The organism is Euzebya rosea (genome assembly GCF_003073135.1).
Classification (GTDB): domain Bacteria; phylum Actinomycetota; class Nitriliruptoria; order Euzebyales; family Euzebyaceae; genus Euzebya; species Euzebya rosea.
Genome location: NZ_PGDQ01000012.1, coordinates 57,434 through 73,504, shown reverse-complemented (window position 1 = coordinate 73,504; position 16,071 = coordinate 57,434). Strand labels below are relative to the sequence as shown.

The 16,071-nt window shown below is 72.9% G+C and carries 11 protein-coding genes; 10 read left to right on the top strand and 1 reads right to left on the bottom strand.

Annotation, left to right across the window (positions count from 1 at the left end):
• Positions 1–104: 104 nt before the first annotated feature.
• From CUC05_RS16295 to CUC05_RS16290, 3 genes are all read left to right on the top strand, one after another.
• A complete protein-coding gene (locus tag CUC05_RS16295) occupies positions 105–1,532 on the top strand; it encodes a choice-of-anchor B family protein (RefSeq protein ID WP_108667188.1) in 1,428 nt (475 codons plus the stop codon).
• A 91-nt stretch (positions 1,533–1,623) separates the two neighbouring features.
• Positions 1,624–1,746 carry a hypothetical protein gene (locus CUC05_RS25920; RefSeq protein WP_276308912.1) on the top strand — a complete coding sequence of 41 codons (123 nt, stop codon included), beginning with the start codon at positions 1,624–1,626 and terminating at the stop codon, positions 1,744–1,746.
• Between the two features lie 74 nt (positions 1,747–1,820).
• Positions 1,821–2,627 carry a GGDEF domain-containing protein gene (locus CUC05_RS16290; protein WP_108667187.1) on the top strand — a complete coding sequence of 269 codons (807 nt, stop codon included), beginning with the start codon at positions 1,821–1,823 and terminating at the stop codon, positions 2,625–2,627.
• Positions 2,628–2,708: 81 nt separating this feature from the next.
• On the opposite strand, the gene CUC05_RS16285 is transcribed toward CUC05_RS16290, so the two are convergent.
• Positions 2,709–3,947 (bottom strand): hypothetical protein, encoded by a 1,239-nt coding sequence (locus tag CUC05_RS16285; protein ID WP_108667186.1) that lies wholly within the window; start codon positions 3,945–3,947, stop codon positions 2,709–2,711.
• 381 nt (positions 3,948–4,328) lie between these two features.
• Here CUC05_RS16285 and CUC05_RS16275 point away from each other — a divergent pair, with 381 nt between their 5' ends.
• The 7 genes from CUC05_RS16275 to CUC05_RS16245 all read left to right on the top strand — a co-directional run bounded on the left by CUC05_RS16275 (position 4,329) and on the right by CUC05_RS16245 (position 16,063).
• Positions 4,329–5,288, top strand: coding sequence for a sensor domain-containing diguanylate cyclase (locus CUC05_RS16275; protein ID WP_108667184.1), 960 nt, complete (start codon positions 4,329–4,331; stop codon positions 5,286–5,288).
• A gap of 75 nt (positions 5,289–5,363) precedes the next feature.
• Positions 5,364–8,273 (top strand): ATP-binding protein, encoded by a 2,910-nt coding sequence (locus CUC05_RS16270; protein WP_157965658.1) that lies wholly within the window; start codon positions 5,364–5,366, stop codon positions 8,271–8,273.
• Positions 8,274–8,316: 43 nt separating this feature from the next.
• Positions 8,317–10,728, top strand: coding sequence for a PEP-utilizing enzyme (locus CUC05_RS16265; RefSeq protein ID WP_157965657.1), 2,412 nt, complete (start codon positions 8,317–8,319; stop codon positions 10,726–10,728).
• Positions 10,721–11,731: a methyltransferase gene (locus CUC05_RS16260; protein ID WP_108667181.1), complete on the top strand. Its 1,011-nt coding sequence runs from the start codon at positions 10,721–10,723 to the stop codon at positions 11,729–11,731. Before CUC05_RS16265 ends, CUC05_RS16260 begins: the two co-directional genes overlap by 8 nt.
• A 66-nt stretch (positions 11,732–11,797) precedes the next feature.
• Positions 11,798–12,433 (top strand): hypothetical protein, encoded by a 636-nt coding sequence (locus tag CUC05_RS16255; RefSeq protein ID WP_108667180.1) that lies wholly within the window; start codon positions 11,798–11,800, stop codon positions 12,431–12,433.
• Between the two features lie 27 nt (positions 12,434–12,460).
• Positions 12,461–13,228 carry a cupredoxin domain-containing protein gene (locus CUC05_RS16250; protein WP_108667179.1) on the top strand — a complete coding sequence of 256 codons (768 nt, stop codon included), beginning with the start codon at positions 12,461–12,463 and terminating at the stop codon, positions 13,226–13,228.
• 159 nt (positions 13,229–13,387) lie between these two features.
• Positions 13,388–16,063, top strand: a complete 2,676-nt coding sequence (locus tag CUC05_RS16245) for a cell wall-binding repeat-containing protein (RefSeq protein ID WP_108667178.1) — start codon at positions 13,388–13,390, stop codon at positions 16,061–16,063.
• The last annotated feature ends 8 nt before the right edge of the window (positions 16,064–16,071 follow it).

The window sequence follows — 16,071 nt, the reverse complement described above, 5'->3', positions numbered from 1 at the left end:
ACCGGCGCCTCGATCCCGAACCTCCGTCAGTACGACCGATCCCGATCGGACAACCTGGAGGAGCCGCCCTGAGGTCGAAGTCCAACCTGCTGCTGATCGTTGCGTTGCTGGGGACCGTTGCCTGGTCCGCTGCCGTCCCCGACTACTCCACCGGGTCCGCGCACGACATCAAGGCCCTCGGCGCCCGCATGATGGCCGACGACGTCTCCGCGGAGGGCCTGGCCGCGCTGGCGCTCGCACCCGCGGGAGAGGCGGTGCCCTGCACCGCCGGGGTGGCCGGCCCGTACGGCTGTGACGACGTCGACCTGCTCGGGCTGGTGCCGCTGGGTCAGCTCGGCGGGGCGCTCGGCAACGACTCGTGGGGCTGGACGTCCGCTGACGGGCGCGAGATCGCGATCATGGGCACCGGCCGCACCACCGCGTTCGTGGACGTCACCGATCCGACCAGCCCGGCGGTGATCGCCCAGCTGCCCAACGCCGGCGGCGACCGCGACGAACCCGACGGGGCCCTCTGGCGTGACGTCAAGGTCAACAACGACCACGCCTACATCGTCAGCGAGCGCGGCGGCGGGCTGCAGATCGTCGACCTCAACGCCCTGGTCGAGCTGCCGGCCGACCCCACGCGGATCATCGCCGCGGACGCCACCTGGACCGGCGGCACCGCCTCCTACGCCCTCGACGGGTTCCACAACCTCGTCATCAACCCCGAGACCGACACGGCGTTCCTGGTCGGCGTGGACTCCCACAACGGCAGGGGCATGTTCATCGTCGACATCAGCGACCCGCTTGCGCCCCGGTTCACCGGCCGGTTCGACCACGGCCTGACCGTCCACGACGCCCAGTGCACGATCTACCGCGGCCCCGACCCCGACTACAACGGCAGCTACGCCCACGGCGACGCCGACGGTGACTCCTCCAACGGCACGCAGGCCGAGCTGTGCTTCACCTTCGACGAGGACGAGATCACCATCGTCGACGTCACCACCAACGACCAGCCGACCATCGTCAACACCATCGACTACACCGCCCGGAACGGCGCGGGGACGCTCGGCACCGACAACGGCGTGACCGGCTTCTACGCCCACCAGGGCTGGCTCAGCCGCAACCACGACTTCCTCATCTGGGGCGACGAGCTCGACGAGCTGAACACCCGCGTCGGCGCCCTCTCCGGCGGCACCACGACCTACTGGGTCGAGCTGACCGACCTCGACGCCAAGAACGCCGACGGCGTCTTCGACGGGGCCGAGGTGACGGCCTACGCCCACGACACCCTCGCCACCGACCACAACCTCTACGTCGTCGACGACCTGATCTTCCAGGCCAACTACACCGCGGGGCTGCGTGTCCTCCGCTACACCGAGGAGGGCCTGCGCAACGGTGAGCTGGAGGAGGTCGGGTACTTCGACGTCGACCCCGGCGTCGACGCGCCGGGCTTCAGCGGGGCGTGGAACGTCTATCCGTTCTTCGATTCCGGCACGCTCGTGGTCTCCACCCTGGACGAGGGACTGTTCACCCTGCGCTTCGAGGGCTGAGCCCGCTTTCCATCCGCGCTGCTCCCGGTCGACCCCGGCCGGGAGTACGCTCGCCTTCGCCGTCCCACCCCGGCGAGGAACGAGGCCCACCGTGGCCGCCAAGGACAAGGGCAGCAGAAGCACCAAGACCGCCGCCGCCAAGTCGCCGAAGGAGAAGAAGCAGGCGAAGCGGGACAAGAAGGCAGAGAAGGCCCGTCCGGGCAAAGTCGTGTGAACAAGGTCGTCTGACACAGGGTCACCCCCAGCGTCCGATGCGTCATTCCCCGACAGGCGGGGTACCAAGGTTGCATGGCCCCGGATCTTCCGAGCGGACAGCTCGGCGACACGAGCGTGATCATCGACCTGGCGTCATCGACGGGCCTGCCCAGCATCGACCCGTTGATGAACGTCGACGAGGCATCGCAGCTGGTCGTGGACTTCCTCACCGAGCACGTCGGACCGTACGGCTGGACCGTCGCCCGCTCCGCTGACGACCGGCGGGTTCGCCTCGAGGTGCGCGACGACGTCGACACCCTGGACGACGAGGCGCTGCGCCAGCACGGGCCGCTGGTGGACCTCCTCGGCACCATGCTGTCGACGGTCCTCGCCAGCGACCTCGCGAGGCTCGAGGAAGCGCGCTTGCGTGGACGTGCCGAGATGGCCGCCGACACCGACCCCATGACCGGCCTGCTCAACCGGCGGGGATGGGCGAGGGCGCTGGAAGCGGAGGAGGGGCGCTACCGCCGGCTGGGCGATCCCGCCGTGGTGATCCTCGTCGACCTCGACCACCTGAAGGAGGTCAACGACGGGCTCGGCCACGTCGCTGGTGACGTCGTCATCCAGAGCGCCGCCCAGGTCATCGAGGACTGCACCCGGCCCTACGACTACGTGGCCCGCCTGGGTGGCGACGAGTTCGCCGTCCTCGCCGTCGACATCACGGAGTCGCAGGCGCAGGACATGGTCGAGCGGATGCGGGCGGCGTTCGTCCGCGTCGATGTCCCCGCGTCGATCGGCCTCGCCCCCTACACCCCCGACGGCGGGTTCACCGCAGCGGTCACGGCCGCCGACCGGGCGATGTACGAGGACAAGCAACGCCGCAGGGCCGCCCTCCGCTGACGAGACCCCTCAGGCAGGCCCCGAATCGAACGGATCCCCGCGCCACCCGGCACGGGGATCCATCGCGTCGAACGTCCGGCGTCAGCCCTGGTCGGACTGCGACACCGGCGCCACGTGGCGACCGGTCTCGGGGTCGACCGGCCAGTCCTCGGGCGTCCAGTCCGTCCGTTCGCCGGCGATCAGGCCCAGGTCGGGCTGGGGGCAGTCGGTCGGCGCCCCGGACGCCGAGGCGTACAGGTGCTCGTCGGGCCGCTGGACCTGGAACGGGTCACGGCCGTCGCCGACCTGGTCGTTGGCCAGCAGCTCGTCGGCCTCGGTGACCTCGCCGTCGCCGTTGACGTCCAGGTACCGGCTCATGACCGTGGCGATGCCCTCGACGTCCAGGGTGGACACGCACTTGTTCATCCCGACCGGGTCGGTGTCGTAGGCCATGATGTCGTTGCTCGGCAGCCCTCCCCAGTCGCCCTCGGCGCCGTCGCCGACGTGGCCGATGGTCAGGCAGTGGCCGACCTCGTGGCTGACCAGGTCGAACAGGGAGAAGAAGTCGCCCATGACGCCGCCCGGCTGGGGGTCGATCGCACCGTTGACGGCGAAGCAGATGTTGCCGCCCGAGCCGCCGCAGTCCTCCACGTAGGTGCCGGAGCGCGACTCGTGGTGGCTGTTGAAGCCGGGAAGGGCCTCCCACGCCTCGTGGTCGAACGGGTTGGCGATGCCGTGGCAGGGGCCCTCACCGTTGTTCGGGAAGCCGAAGACGTCGTTGTTGAAGTCGATCGGGTCGATGCCGATGCCGATGCCGCCCACCGGGTTGGAGGCGATGACGACGATCTCGGGGTCGACCACCGGGTAGGTGGTGAACTCGCCGCCCTCGTCGCCCGTCACGTCGATGACGTCGACGGTGACGTGGAAGTTCATGCCCTGGGCCAGCCAGTCCAGCGCCAGCTGGTTGGCCAGGTAGTCGATGCCGGCCTCCCACATCTCGATGGACTGCCGCATGATCCGCATGTCGCGCTCGGCCGCGGGCGAGGCCGGCACCATGATCAGCACGTCGACCTCGGGCGAGTCCAGCCCGTTCATGTCGGTCCGCATGTGGTGGCAGATCGCCGTGGAGTTCGTGGCCTCCCAGTACTGCGGGTTGGGGCTGCCGTCGGCCAGCTTCGGCGTCATGTCGTCCGCGCAGGGCGTCGGGACGTTGCCGTCACCGAAGTACGGTCCGTAGTCCTGGGAGTCCTGGGCGACGGCGCGACCGGCAGTCAGCATCGTGACGAGCAGCAACGCGAAGGCAAGCATCCGGCTGCTGCGCGGCCAGTGGGTGGTGAACATCGTGGTGGGTGACCTCGTGGAAGTGGGCCCGCGCGAAGCCGACGTCCCGGGAATCTGACGGCGGAGGGCGGGGTTGCCCGCTCTATTGGCCACCGACCCACCCGATTCCTGCCTGACGGCAACAACCGGCGCAGGATCGGTCAGTCGTCCTGCAGTCCCGAGGTGGTCCCTGCGCCCGTGAGCCGGTCGGTCCGGCCACCGGACGCCGAGATGGTCGCGCAGCGTTCGGGGCGGCTCCCTCGGGCCACCGACCCACCTACCATCACAGGACGGTAACCGCCGCCACCGTGATCCGTTTCCAGCCCGCTCAGCTCGACGTCCAGACCGCCGATGAAGACCCGTGGGGGGTCCATGCCCATCGTCAGGAGCGTTTCCCCCGTGATGGCCCCAGAGCTTCCGACCATCAGCACGTTGATGAACTTCGACGAGGCATCGCGGATCGTGGTCGACTTCCTCAAGGCGCACGTCCCGCTGGGCTACTGGGCGGTCACCCGCTTCGACGGCGAACGCCAGCTCTACCTGGAGGTGCGTGACGACGTCTACGGCCTCGAAGCCGGCGAATCCCATCCGTGGGGCGGATCGTTCTGCGTGCGGATGGTGGCCGGTGACGCACCACGCATCGCCGCCGACGTCTCGGCCGAACCGGCCTACGACGGCGTCCCGGTGGCCGACCAGCTCGACATCGGCGCGTACGTCGGCATCCCCATCACCTACGGCGACGGCACGCTGTTCGGCACCCTCTGCGGGCTGGACCCCGACGCCCAGCCCCAGGCGCTCGTCGAGCAGCGGCCGCTACTGGAGCTGCTGACCAACCTCCTGTCCATGATCCTCGCCAGCGACCTCGCGAGGACCGAGGAGGAACGACGCCGCGAACGGGCCGAGATGGCCGCCGACACCGACATCCTGACCGGCCTGCTCAACCGGCGTGGCTGGGAGCGGGCGCTGCACGCCGAGGAGGGTCGGTACCGTCGCTTCGGCGACCCGGCCGTGGTCATCCTGGTCGACCTCGACCACCTGAAGGAGACCAACGACACGATCGGCCACGCGGCTGGTGACGTCCTCATCCAGAGCGCGGCGCAGGTGATCGAGTCGTTGATGCGGCCCTACGACTACGTCGCCCGACTCGGTGGGGACGAGTTCGCGGTCCTTGCCACCGACACCAACATGGCCGACGCCGACGCCATCGTCGAGCGGATCCGCACCGTGTTCCACGACGTCGACGTCGCCGCCTCCATCGGTCACGCGCCCTACACCATCGCCGGTGGGTTCGCCGGCGCCGTCGCAAGAGCCGACCGGGCGATGTACGAGGACAAGCGCCGTCGACGGGCCAGCGACACCTGACCCGAACGGCGACACCCCACCTGATCGGTGACGACCGAGAGGCGCGGACCCGCACGGCGGTAGGCTGCCGTGATCATGCCGAGGTTCGTCGGGCGGGAACGCGAGCTCGAGCTGGCCAGGGAGGGGCTGCGCCACGCCGGCCGTGTCGTGCTGGTCCACGGTCCCGGGGGCATCGGCAAGACACGGCTGCTCCACGAGGCGCTCGACGGGCTCGACGACGACGGCCTGACCCTCCACGGCCGTGCCAACCAGCTGGACGCCGAGCTGGCGTTCGCCCCGATCGTGGACGCCATCACCCACCACCTGGATGGCTGCACACCGGCCGACCAGCACGAGCTGCTGGAGGGGTTGGACGACCTCGGCGAGCTGCTCCCCGGCTACGGCCTGCCGCCACCACCCGTCGATGCGGACGACCGCAGGGACCGGATCCGGCGGACCCGCCGCCTGGACGCGCTGCGTCGCCTGGTCAGCCGGCTCGACGGCACACCGGTCCGGTTGGTCATCGACGACGCCCACTGGGCCGACGACGGCACCCTCGGCGCGCTGGCCCACCTCTCGAGGTCGCTCGGCGACGGTCCCCTGACCATCGCCCTCACCTTCCGCGACGCCGACGCCGGCCCGCTGCTCAGGACCACCCTGACGACCCTGCGCCGCGCGGCCCGGGTGGTCGACCTCGGCCTCGGCCCGGTCGACGAGGACGAGGTCGCCGCGATCCTGGCCGGCCACCTCGACGCCCCGCCCGCCCCCTCCCTCACCTCGCTGGTCCGGGACCGTGCCGCCGGCAACACCCTCGCCATCACCTCCCTCGCCAGGCACCTCCGCGACGAGGGACTGGTGCAGCGTGGTCTCGACGGCCGGCTGGCGCTCGTCCCGGGAGCCGAACCGGGAGTGCCGGCGGAGATCGCGGACATGCTGGCCGCCCGCAGGGCCCGTCTGTCCGAACCCGCCGGCGACGTGCTCGGCGCGGTCGGCGCCGCCGACGCACCCACCACCCTCGATCTCCTCGCGGAGGTCACCGGCCACGGACACGACGTCGTCGAGGACGCCGTCGACGAGCTCGTCGCGGCGGGACTGGCCGACGACGACGGCCGCAACGGCACCGTCGTGGCCGCCCACCCGCTGATCGGCGAGGCCGCCTACGAGGCGCTCGGTGAGCGTCGGCGGGCTCGCATGCACGCGGCGTTCGTGGATGTCCTCGAGCGGTCGGGCGAGGCCCTGGACGTCGCCACCGGCGGACACGAGCTCGGACGCCTTGCCCGTCATCATCGTCTGGCCGGCAGGCGCAGCGACCCCGGCCGGGCGATCGACGTGCTCGGCGCCGCCACGACCGTGGCGCTCCGTCGCTACGCACCCCGCGAAGCCCTCCTGCATGCGCAGGCCGCTGTCGACATCGCTCGCCGCACGGCCGCCCGCCCCCTGCCGCCCCTCCTCGGCCAGCTCGGCGTCGTCTGGCGCTGGCTGAACGAGGACGAGACCGCCGACGCGGTACTCCGCAGCGCCATCGACATGGTGGACGCCGACCGGGACCCGGACCTCGCCGTCGAGCTGCTGGCCCACCGGGCGACGGTGCTGTACTACCTGGAACGGGCCCAGGAGTCGATGGACTGCCTCGACCGGGCCACGACGATCGACGCGTCGAGGGCCGCGGCCGCCGGGGTGCCCTGGCGCAAGGCCCACCTCGCCTTCAGCTTCGGCATGGGGGCCGTCCTCCAGGGAGTGGCAGCGGACATCCCCGTCGGCACCGATCCCCGCGTTGCGGACCTGATCCGGGCGATGGCGACGCAGGACCGTGGCGACTTCGACGAGGCCGTCGAGCTGGCCAGCACGCTGGTGGGCGACGGCGAGCACCACGAGCTGATCCAGGGCCTGCTGATCCTGCCGGTGCGGGCGGCTGCCGTCCTGATGCAGGTCGTGGCGTTCCGGGGGTCGTGGGATGCGATCCACCGTCACCTGCCGGCGCTCGACACCTACACGGAGATGGCCCAGGCCCCGGCGGTCCGGTGGCGTGCCGAGCTCGCCCAGCTGCTGCTCACCCACCTCGCCGGCGACGATGACGCCGTCGAGGGGCACCTGCGCACCCTCGGCACCTACGGCCGGTCGCGGGCGGACACGATGCGCGGGTTCCGAGCCACCACCGCCATCCCCGCGGCCTGGACCGGCGACGCCGCCGCCGTGGAGGCCGCGTTCGGCGAGGGATGGAACCGGCCGTGGGAGGCGGGGGACACCTGCCTCAACGACCTCGTGGCCATCTGTGCGGCTCGGCGTGGCGACGACGACCCCACCGTCGACCTCGGCCTGCCGGCACACGGGCACTCGGTGATGCCCCCGCTCAACCGGGCGGCCCGGGCCCTCGTCGCCATCCGTCGGGGGGAGGTGACACGGGCGGAGGAGGAGGTCGCGCGGCTGCGCGGGATGGGCGGACCCGACACCGTGCCCGGCATCCTCGCCGACCTCGCCGCGCTGCACCTCGACGTCCACGGTGCAGACAACGCCGCTGGCAAGGAGCCGTCGGCGCTGGCCACACGCGGCCTCGACATGGCCGACCGGGCTGCTCGCCTCGGCCTGCGACGGCTCGAGGCATGGGTGGCCCGCGCCGCCGCGCAGCTGCTGGCCACGCTGGACCCGACGGCAGCCGTCCCGCTCGCCCACCGCGCCATCGACATCGCCACGGCCCTCGACGACCGGCTCGACGTCGACGCCGCCACCGCCGTGCTGCGCGCCGCCGGCGTGCGTCGGTCCAACCATCGTCGCGCCGGCGGCCCGCTGACCGCCCGCCAGGCGGAGATCGCCGGACTCGTCGCCGACGGGCTGACCAACGCCGACATCGCCGAGCGGCTGTTCATCAGCGTGCGGACCGTGACCACCCACCTCGACCACGTCTACCAGCGGCTGGGCATCTCCTCGCGCCACGCCCTGGCGGTCCTCGTGCGCGACGGGGGCCTCGACCCGGACCGGATCGGCCACCCGGCCGGCGAGGTTACGTAGGACTGCGTACGCGCCGATGACCACGCCGCCGCACGATCGGGACATGGCTGACGTCATCGACCTGACCGACCACATCCCCGCCCCCGACGACCGCGAGCGGCTCGGCGGCAAGGCCTTGCACCTGGCCCACCTCGCCGCCGCCGGACTGCCCGTCCCGAGGGCGATCGCCGTGCCGGCCGACCATCCCGAGCCCGACGCTGCGGCCGCCCATGCCCATGCCGCGCTGGCAGCCGACCGCTACGCCGTCCGGTCCTCCTCACCCGACGAGGACGGCGGCGGCACGTCCGCCGCCGGACGGTACGAGAGCCTCCTGCGGGTCGTGCCCGACGACCTGGGCCGAGCGGTCACGACGGTCCGCGGCGCCCACGGTGCGGGACCCATCCCGGTGGTCGTCATGCCCTTCGTCGAGCTCACCGCCGGCGGCGTGGCCTTCTCCACCGACCCGCTGCACGGCGGGCCGGACGTCGTGATCCGCGCCGTCAGCGGCCACCACGCCGCCGTCACCGACGGGCTCGACCCGGGCATCGCCCACCGGGTGTCCCCGGACGGGACGGTCCGCGTGGACGGCGACCCGGTGCTGACCGACGCCCGGGCCGTCCGGGTGGCGTCGCTGACCCGACGTTGCGCGGACCTGCTCGACACCGGGGTCGACGTCGAGTTCGGCGTGCGACACGTGCCGGACGGCGACGACGACGTGGTCCTGCTGCAGGCCCGACCCCTCACCTCCTTCCCGGTGTGGGAGGCCCCGCCGGGCGTGTGGGTCCACGAGGGCGCGTACTCCTCCAGTCCCGCCCCTCCGCTGCTCGCCCCACGCGTGCAGGCGCTCCGCACCCGGCTGTTCGGTGAGGGGCTGGCGGAGGTCGGTGCCCTGATGACGGCCTTCGAGCACCGCAGCATCGGGGGCCACGCCTACAGCCGCATGACCTTCGCGGGCGCACCCGAGGACGCGACCGGGGGGCCGCCCCCCGCGATCGTCATGGGCGCCCTGACCCGGGTGCACCCCGAGCTGCGTGCCCGCGCCCGCGCCGCCCACGAGTTCCTGAGGGACGACGGGCCCACCCGACACGAACGCGAGATCGTGGCGTTCGACTGGGAAGCCGCCGGGACGGAGCTGGCCGACCTCGCCGGTCCCTCGCGGCTGGCCGATGACACCGCCGCGAGCATCACCCGGATCGTCGAGCTGCTCGACGAGCTCTTCGAGCTGCACTACCGCTGGGTCCTGCGGGTCCATGCCCATCGGGTCGGCGCCGCCGGCCGGGCGCTGGAGAGCTGCGGCTTCACCCGCACGCAGGCCCAGCGCATCGTCTCGGGGCCCCAACGCGCCGGCAACGACACCGGCCGCCAGGCCAGGCTGGTGCGCGACCTGGCCCGGCGGATCGCGACCGACCCGGCTGCCGTCGAGGCCCTGCGGGCCGTGGGCGAGGACCCGCAGGCCGACGACCGCGCTGCCGACGTGCTCGGCCGGCTGGCCGACCGCGGGGACGACCTCGGGCAGGCGGTCACCGACCTGCTGCACGTCGCCAGGGTCCAGTCGGTCGGCATCGACGTGGACGCCCCCACCCTCGGCGAACACCCCGCCGTCCTGGTCCGGGCGCTGGTGGGACTGCTCGACGGCGACACGCCCGTTCCCGACGCCGATCCCCGGACCGGCGAACCGGACCGGCTGCTCGCCGACGTGCCCGCGTGGGCCCACGAGGGGATCCGCGCCGCCTGGGCACAGCACCACGAACGCGACCGGCAGGGCATGACCCTCTGCGCCGGCATCGGCGCGCTGCGCGTCGCTGCGCTGCACGTGGGCGAGGCGCTTGCCGGGACCGGACAGCTCGACGCCGCCGAGCAGGCGCTGTGCCTGTCGATCGACGAGCTGGTGGCCGCCGCAGGTCCCGCCGGGGGCACGCCGACCGTCCCGGCACCGGTCGCCGAGGCCGCGCGTCACCGGGCAGCGACCCTCGCGCGCCTCCGCCACCTGACCCCGCCGGCGGTCATCGGTGCGCCCAGCCCACCCGAGGGCGGTCCACCCGACCTGCGGTTCGCCCCGCGGGCCCTCCGCGTCGTCAACGAGCGGATCGCCTGGATCGTCGAGGCGATGTTCGGCACGGGAACGCGCGCCGCCGACAAGACCAGCGAGGGCCGGGTGCATCACGGGGTACCGGCCTCCGTCGGCGTGGTCGAGGGGACCGCCCGGGTCGTGGCCGATCACCAGGACGTGGTCGTGCTCGAGGAGGGCGAGATCCTCGTCTGCCCCTACACCCGGCCGGTGTGGACCGCGGTCCTGCAGCGGTGCGGCGGCGTCGTCACCGCCCACGGCGGTCCGCTGTCGCACGCCGCCATCGTCGCCCGCGAGCTGGGCATCCCGGCGGTCTGCGGGGTCCCCGACGCCCTCACCGAGATCGCCGACGGCGCCCGGCTTCGCATCGACGGTGAAGCCGGCACCGTCACCGTCCTCGATGGCTGAGCCTGCCCACGACCGGACGCTCGAGGGCACCGGTTCCGACGACAACCCGGCGGTGGCCACCCATCGCGAGGGCAGCGCCATGATGACGCTTCGACGGCTCGACGAGGCCGCGGGCCTGGTCGCCGCCGCAGGGGTCGCGCTGGACCGGGGACTGCTCCGCCTGCTGGCAGCAGCCCCCATGGACGTGGTCGCCCTGGCCGCCGCCGCAGGCCTGGACATCAAGCCCTGCGAGGTGCTGGTCCGCCAGCTGCAGCTCGCCGGTGCCGTCACACGGCTCCCCGACGGCCGGGTCGCCGCGACCGTCGACGAACAGGGCCTGCGCTACACCCTTCATCGGTGGCACACGCTGCCCCGAGTCGTCGACGGCGGCCCGCCCGCCCCGACCGCGCACCTGTACCCCATGCTCACCCCGGTCCTCGCCGACCGGATGTTGCCGTCCCACCGGGTGGTCGCCCGCTCGGTTGGTGGGCCCGGGTGCCACCTCCTCGACATCGGCGGGGGCATGTCCCCCGTCGGCCAGCTGCTGGTCTCGCAGCATCCCGACGCACGGGTGACGGTGGTCGACCACCCCGAGGTCCTGCAGGTGCTGGCCGAGCGACTCGACGACCGCCACACCACCCGGTTCACGTTGCTCGCCGGCGACCTGCTCGTCGATCCCCTTCCCGAGGACGTCGACGTGGTCCTGCTCAGCGGCGTGCTGCACCTGTTCGGCGACGACGACGTGCTGCGCATCCTCCGCAGGGCGGTCCGCGCCACCGTCGACGGGGGCACCGTGGCCGTGGTCGAGCCGCTGCTGCGGGAGGACGGGCAGGTCGACGAGGCCATCACCGCCTACGAGATCGGCCTGCACCTGCGGCATCCGCAGGGCGGCATCTGGCCCTATTCGCGGCTTGCCGGGTGGTTCGCGCGGGCCGGCCTGACCCAGCTGCGTCGCCTCGGTCTCCCCAGCGCCGCGTCGCTGGTCACCGGCACCGTCGGGCGACCCGCGACGGACCGTACGTAGCGCCGGAGCCCCGAATTACGTAGTGCTGCGGATGGCCCCGCCGTCGCGGCGAACGAGGGTGACGACATGGCACACACCACCCGACACCCGCACACCCCGACCCTCGTCCTCGCGATCACCCTGCTGTTCCTCCTCGCAGGATGCGGAACCGACGACGCGGCATCCGACGCCACGGCGTCCGACCCGGCCGACGCCGCACCGGCGGCAACGACCACCCCCACGGAGGAGGCAGCTGCTGCCCCGGACGCCGGTGACGCCGGTGACGCCGACGTGCTGACGCTGACCGCCGTCGACTACGTCTACGAGGGCGTCCCCGCCGAGGTCGCCGCCGGCACCGAGCTGGCGCTCGTCGGTGCCCCCGACGCCGAACCCCACGAAGCGGTCGTCTTCCGCCTGGCCGAGGACGAGACCCGCTCGGCCCAGGAGATCCTGTCCGAGGGCGGCCCCGACGGCCCACCCCCGGGCGAGTTCGCGGGGGTCCTCATCGCCCCACCCGGCGGCGCGCCCGGCTTCGCCCCCGAAGGACCGGTCGTGCTCGACGAACCGGGCCGCTACCTGCTCGTCTGCTTCATCCCCGTCGGCACCACGCCCGAGGCGTTCGCCGAGCTCGCCGAGAGCGGCGGAACCGCCGCCGACCTGCCCCAGGACGGCCCACCCCACTTCACCCAGGGCATGGCGGCCGAGCTGACCGTCGCCGCCTGACCCCGCACCCCCCCGAGAGGACCTGTCATGACCGCAGACCTGACCACCCCGACCACCGGCCGGACGATCGACCTCGACCCGCCCGCGTCCGACCCGACCACCGGCTGGGACCGGACCCTCGCCACCCTGGCGATCGTCGTCGCCGTCGCCGACCTCGCCATCCAGCTGGTCGCCGGCGTCATCCCACCGCTGCTCGCCTTCGGTGTGCTCGGCCTGGCCGGCACGGCGCTGCTGCAGCGTCGCCCGAAGCCCGGCCGCATCACCCTCCTCGTCATCAGCATCCTCGCGACCGTCGGTGGTGCCCCGTTCGCGCTGGCTGGCCTGGCACACCCCGAGTCGCCGATCGACTTCGTGCACGGCGCGACCTCCCTCCCCCTGCGGATCGTGGTGATCGTCGCCGCCGTCGCCGCCCTGCGCGGTGCCGGGACCGGTGCCCGACCCACCCGACGGATCGCCCTCGGCACCCTCGGCGGGCTGGCCGTCGTCGCGGTGGTCTCCTCGGTCGTGGTCGGGACCTCCGTCGTGGCCGAACCCGGCGACGCGGTCCTGACCGCCGAGGCCGCGGTGTTCGTCGACGGCGACGACCTGGCGGTCGCATCCGGCCAGCGGCTGGTCGTCGACAACGCCGACCCGTTCCGCCACACCTTCACGATCGCCGACACCGGCGTGGACATGGAGGTCCCCGCCAGCCGCACGGTCGAGGTGCCGCTGGACCTTCCCGCCGGCACCTACCCCTACTACTGCGCGGTCCCCGGCCACGAGTCGATGACCGGCACGCTCGTGATCGGCGAGTAGCCCGCGCGCCACGGCAGGAGGGGGACTGCGGCGACGTCGAACGGACGTCGCCGCAGTGCCGTGCACCCGTTGACGGTTCTGCCTCGTGCGTGACGGTGCGTGGCGCATCCCTCACTTGGCGCTTGATGTTCCGGTTCGACCGGCGGCACCCTGACCGACATGAGCCGCCCTGTCGTCCTGTTGCTGTCCGTGCTCCTGGCCGCGCCACTGCTCGGTGGGGCGCCACCTGCCGACGCGCAGGGCAGTGCGCGGGACTGCGTGACCATCGAGGCGCCGGACGGCAACGAGCCGCCCTGCAACCCGCATCTGGCCCAGCCGATCTGGTCGGCGTCCCATCGGGGCCCCTACGCCCAGGCGTCATCCCCGCTTCCCGGCCCCGTCGCGCCCGCCGAGGAGGTCGACGTCTTCCACGACTTCCTGTTCGACGCCCCCATCCAGATCCAGTTCTCCACCCCGTACGCCGACGGGCGGCGGGTCGCCTGGGGGTCGACGGTCGGGTTCGACGGATCGATCTTCAAGTTCGACCCGGAGACCAACAGCTTCATCGACCGCTACAGCCCGACCGCGGAAGGCGGCGAGGCGCCCGGCCCCGGCTCGATCAGCGGCGCCTACAACCTGATCGATGCCGACGACCACCTGATCGTCGGCCGCGAGACCGCCCTGGAGGTCTACGGCGACGCCATCCCCGGCGACCGCATGTCCCCAGTCGCCCAGCTGCACCGCTTCGAGCTGCCCCCCGAGGCCCTGTGCCGCGACACCGACAAGCTCGTCGGCATCACCATGGCCGCCGACGGTCGCATCGCCTTCGCCACCGAGCTCGGGGTGGTCGGCGTCGTCCCCCGCCAGCCGGCACGCATGACCGCCGAGGCGCTGCAGGTCCTGTCCCTCAACGGTGACGCCTGCGCCGACGAGGCCGTCGAGGACGACCAGCTGGAGAGCGTCTCCAACTCCATCGCCGCCGACGAGCAGGGCGGCATCTACGTCGTCACCTCCGCCGCCCAGTACCGCGTCGACGCGCCGAACGGTGCGGCCCCCACCCTCACCTGGCGGGCGACCTACCCGACCGACGATGCCGCTGGTGGCACCGGCATCGGTGGCGGCGGCCGGCTGGGCGTGGGATCCGGCTCGACCCCGTCGCTGATGGGTACCGACCCCGCCGATGACCGCTTCGTCGCCATCACCGACGGCCGCGACCTGATGCACGTCATCCTGCTGTGGCGCGACGAGATCCCCGACGGCTGGCAGCCGATCGCCGAGGGCTACGACCCGCGGATCGCGTGCGAGTTCCCCGTCACCTTCGGTGACCCCGACGCCGAGTCGTCGCTGTCGGAGCAGTCGCTGCTGATCCGCGGCAACAGCGTGGTCGTGGTCGACAACTACCAGCAGCTCGACCCGGTGCTCGGGCAGTTCCCGCCGCAGTTCGCGCCGTACAGCCAGCTGCTGTCCGGCCTGCCCGGCAACCAGCCGACCGGCCTGCAACGCATCGACTGGAACCCCACCACCCGGACGTGCGAGGAGGTGTGGGGCAACCCCGACATCTCCATCCCCAACGGCATCCCGAGCATGTCGGCTGCGACCGGGCTGATCTACGGCATCGGGTCGCGCGACGGCGTGTGGACCCTCGAGGGCATCGACTTCGAGACCGGCGAGGCCGTCCTGACCGTCCCGACCACCGGTTTCCCGTCCAACAACTCCTTCTACGCCGCCACCCAGGTCGGCCCCGACGGGTCGGTGTGGACCGGCAACTTCGGCGGCATCACGCGGTTCGAGCAGTGCGACCCGGTTGCGCAGGCGACCTGCGGCCGTCGGCTCGACCCGTTCGAGGCGGGTCTCGGGCCGTTCCCGACCGACCCCGGCGGGGACGTGCTCGGCAGCCCATCGGCGGAGGCCCAGCCCGACGACCGTCCCGCCCCGACCCTCGGCCGTGTGGGCGGCGCCGACCGTGTCGCGACCGCCGTGGCCCTGTCCGAACGGCGGGCCAGCGCCGACACCGTGGTCCTCGCCACCGGGTCGGCCTACCCCGACGCGCTCACCGGATCACCGCTGGCCGCGACCCTCGACGCCCCGCTGCTGCTGACCACCGCGACCGGGCTGGAAGCGACCGTCGCAGCGGAGATCACCCGGCTGGGTGCCGAGCGGGCCATCGTGCTCGGCGGGACGTCGGCCGTGCCCGCCACCGTCGAGCAGGACCTGGTCGCGATGGGCCTGGCCGTCGAGCGGCTGGCGGGGGACAGCCGGTTCGAGACGGCCGCGCTGGTCGCCGACACCATCGGCATCGGCGACGTCGTCGTGCTGGCGGAGGGGGCCAACAACGACCCGGCCCGCGGCTGGCCCGACGCCGTCACCGGGGCCGGCCTCGCCGCCGGGCTGGGCGTGCCGGTGCTGCTGACCACGACCGACGTGATGCCCGTCCCGACCGCCGAACGCCTGCTGGACGTGGAGGAGGTGCTGCTGGTCGGGGGCGAGGCCGCGGTGTCGGAGACGATCGCCGCCGAGGCCGCGCAGGGCACGTCCCGGGTCATCCGACTGGCGGGGCCGGACCGCTATGCCACCAGCCACGACGTCGCGCTCGAGGCACAGCGACGGGGCGTCGACCCGTCCACCGCGCTCGTCGCCACCGGCAGGAACTGGCCCGACGGGCTGGCCGCTGCCGCGGCCGCGGGAGGGGCCGGCGGCATGCTGCTGCTGGTCGACGGCACCGACCTGGACGCCTCGTCGTGGACCGCCGGGCTGATCGCGCAGCAGGACCGCGTCATCCGCGACCTGCTCGTCGTCGGCGGCACCGCCGCGGTCACCCCCGGCACGATCGCCCGCCTGGAGGCGCTCGTCCGCTGACCGCCCCG

Coding starts and splice junctions, on each gene's coding strand:
- CUC05_RS16250 (WP_108667179.1), top strand. CDS start 12,461: ATGACCGCAGACCTGACCACCCCGACCACCGGCCGGACGATCGACCTC.
- CUC05_RS16245 (WP_108667178.1), top strand. CDS start 13,388: ATGAGCCGCCCTGTCGTCCTGTTGCTGTCCGTGCTCCTGGCCGCGCCA.
- CUC05_RS16275 (WP_108667184.1), top strand. CDS start 4,329: ATGGCCCCAGAGCTTCCGACCATCAGCACGTTGATGAACTTCGACGAG.
- CUC05_RS16265 (WP_157965657.1), top strand. CDS start 8,317: ATGGCTGACGTCATCGACCTGACCGACCACATCCCCGCCCCCGACGAC.
- CUC05_RS16260 (WP_108667181.1), top strand. CDS start 10,721: ATGGCTGAGCCTGCCCACGACCGGACGCTCGAGGGCACCGGTTCCGAC.
- CUC05_RS16285 (WP_108667186.1), bottom strand. CDS start 3,947: ATGTTCACCACCCACTGGCCGCGCAGCAGCCGGATGCTTGCCTTCGCG.
- CUC05_RS16290 (WP_108667187.1), top strand. CDS start 1,821: ATGGCCCCGGATCTTCCGAGCGGACAGCTCGGCGACACGAGCGTGATC.
- CUC05_RS16270 (WP_157965658.1), top strand. CDS start 5,364: ATGCCGAGGTTCGTCGGGCGGGAACGCGAGCTCGAGCTGGCCAGGGAG.
- CUC05_RS16255 (WP_108667180.1), top strand. CDS start 11,798: ATGGCACACACCACCCGACACCCGCACACCCCGACCCTCGTCCTCGCG.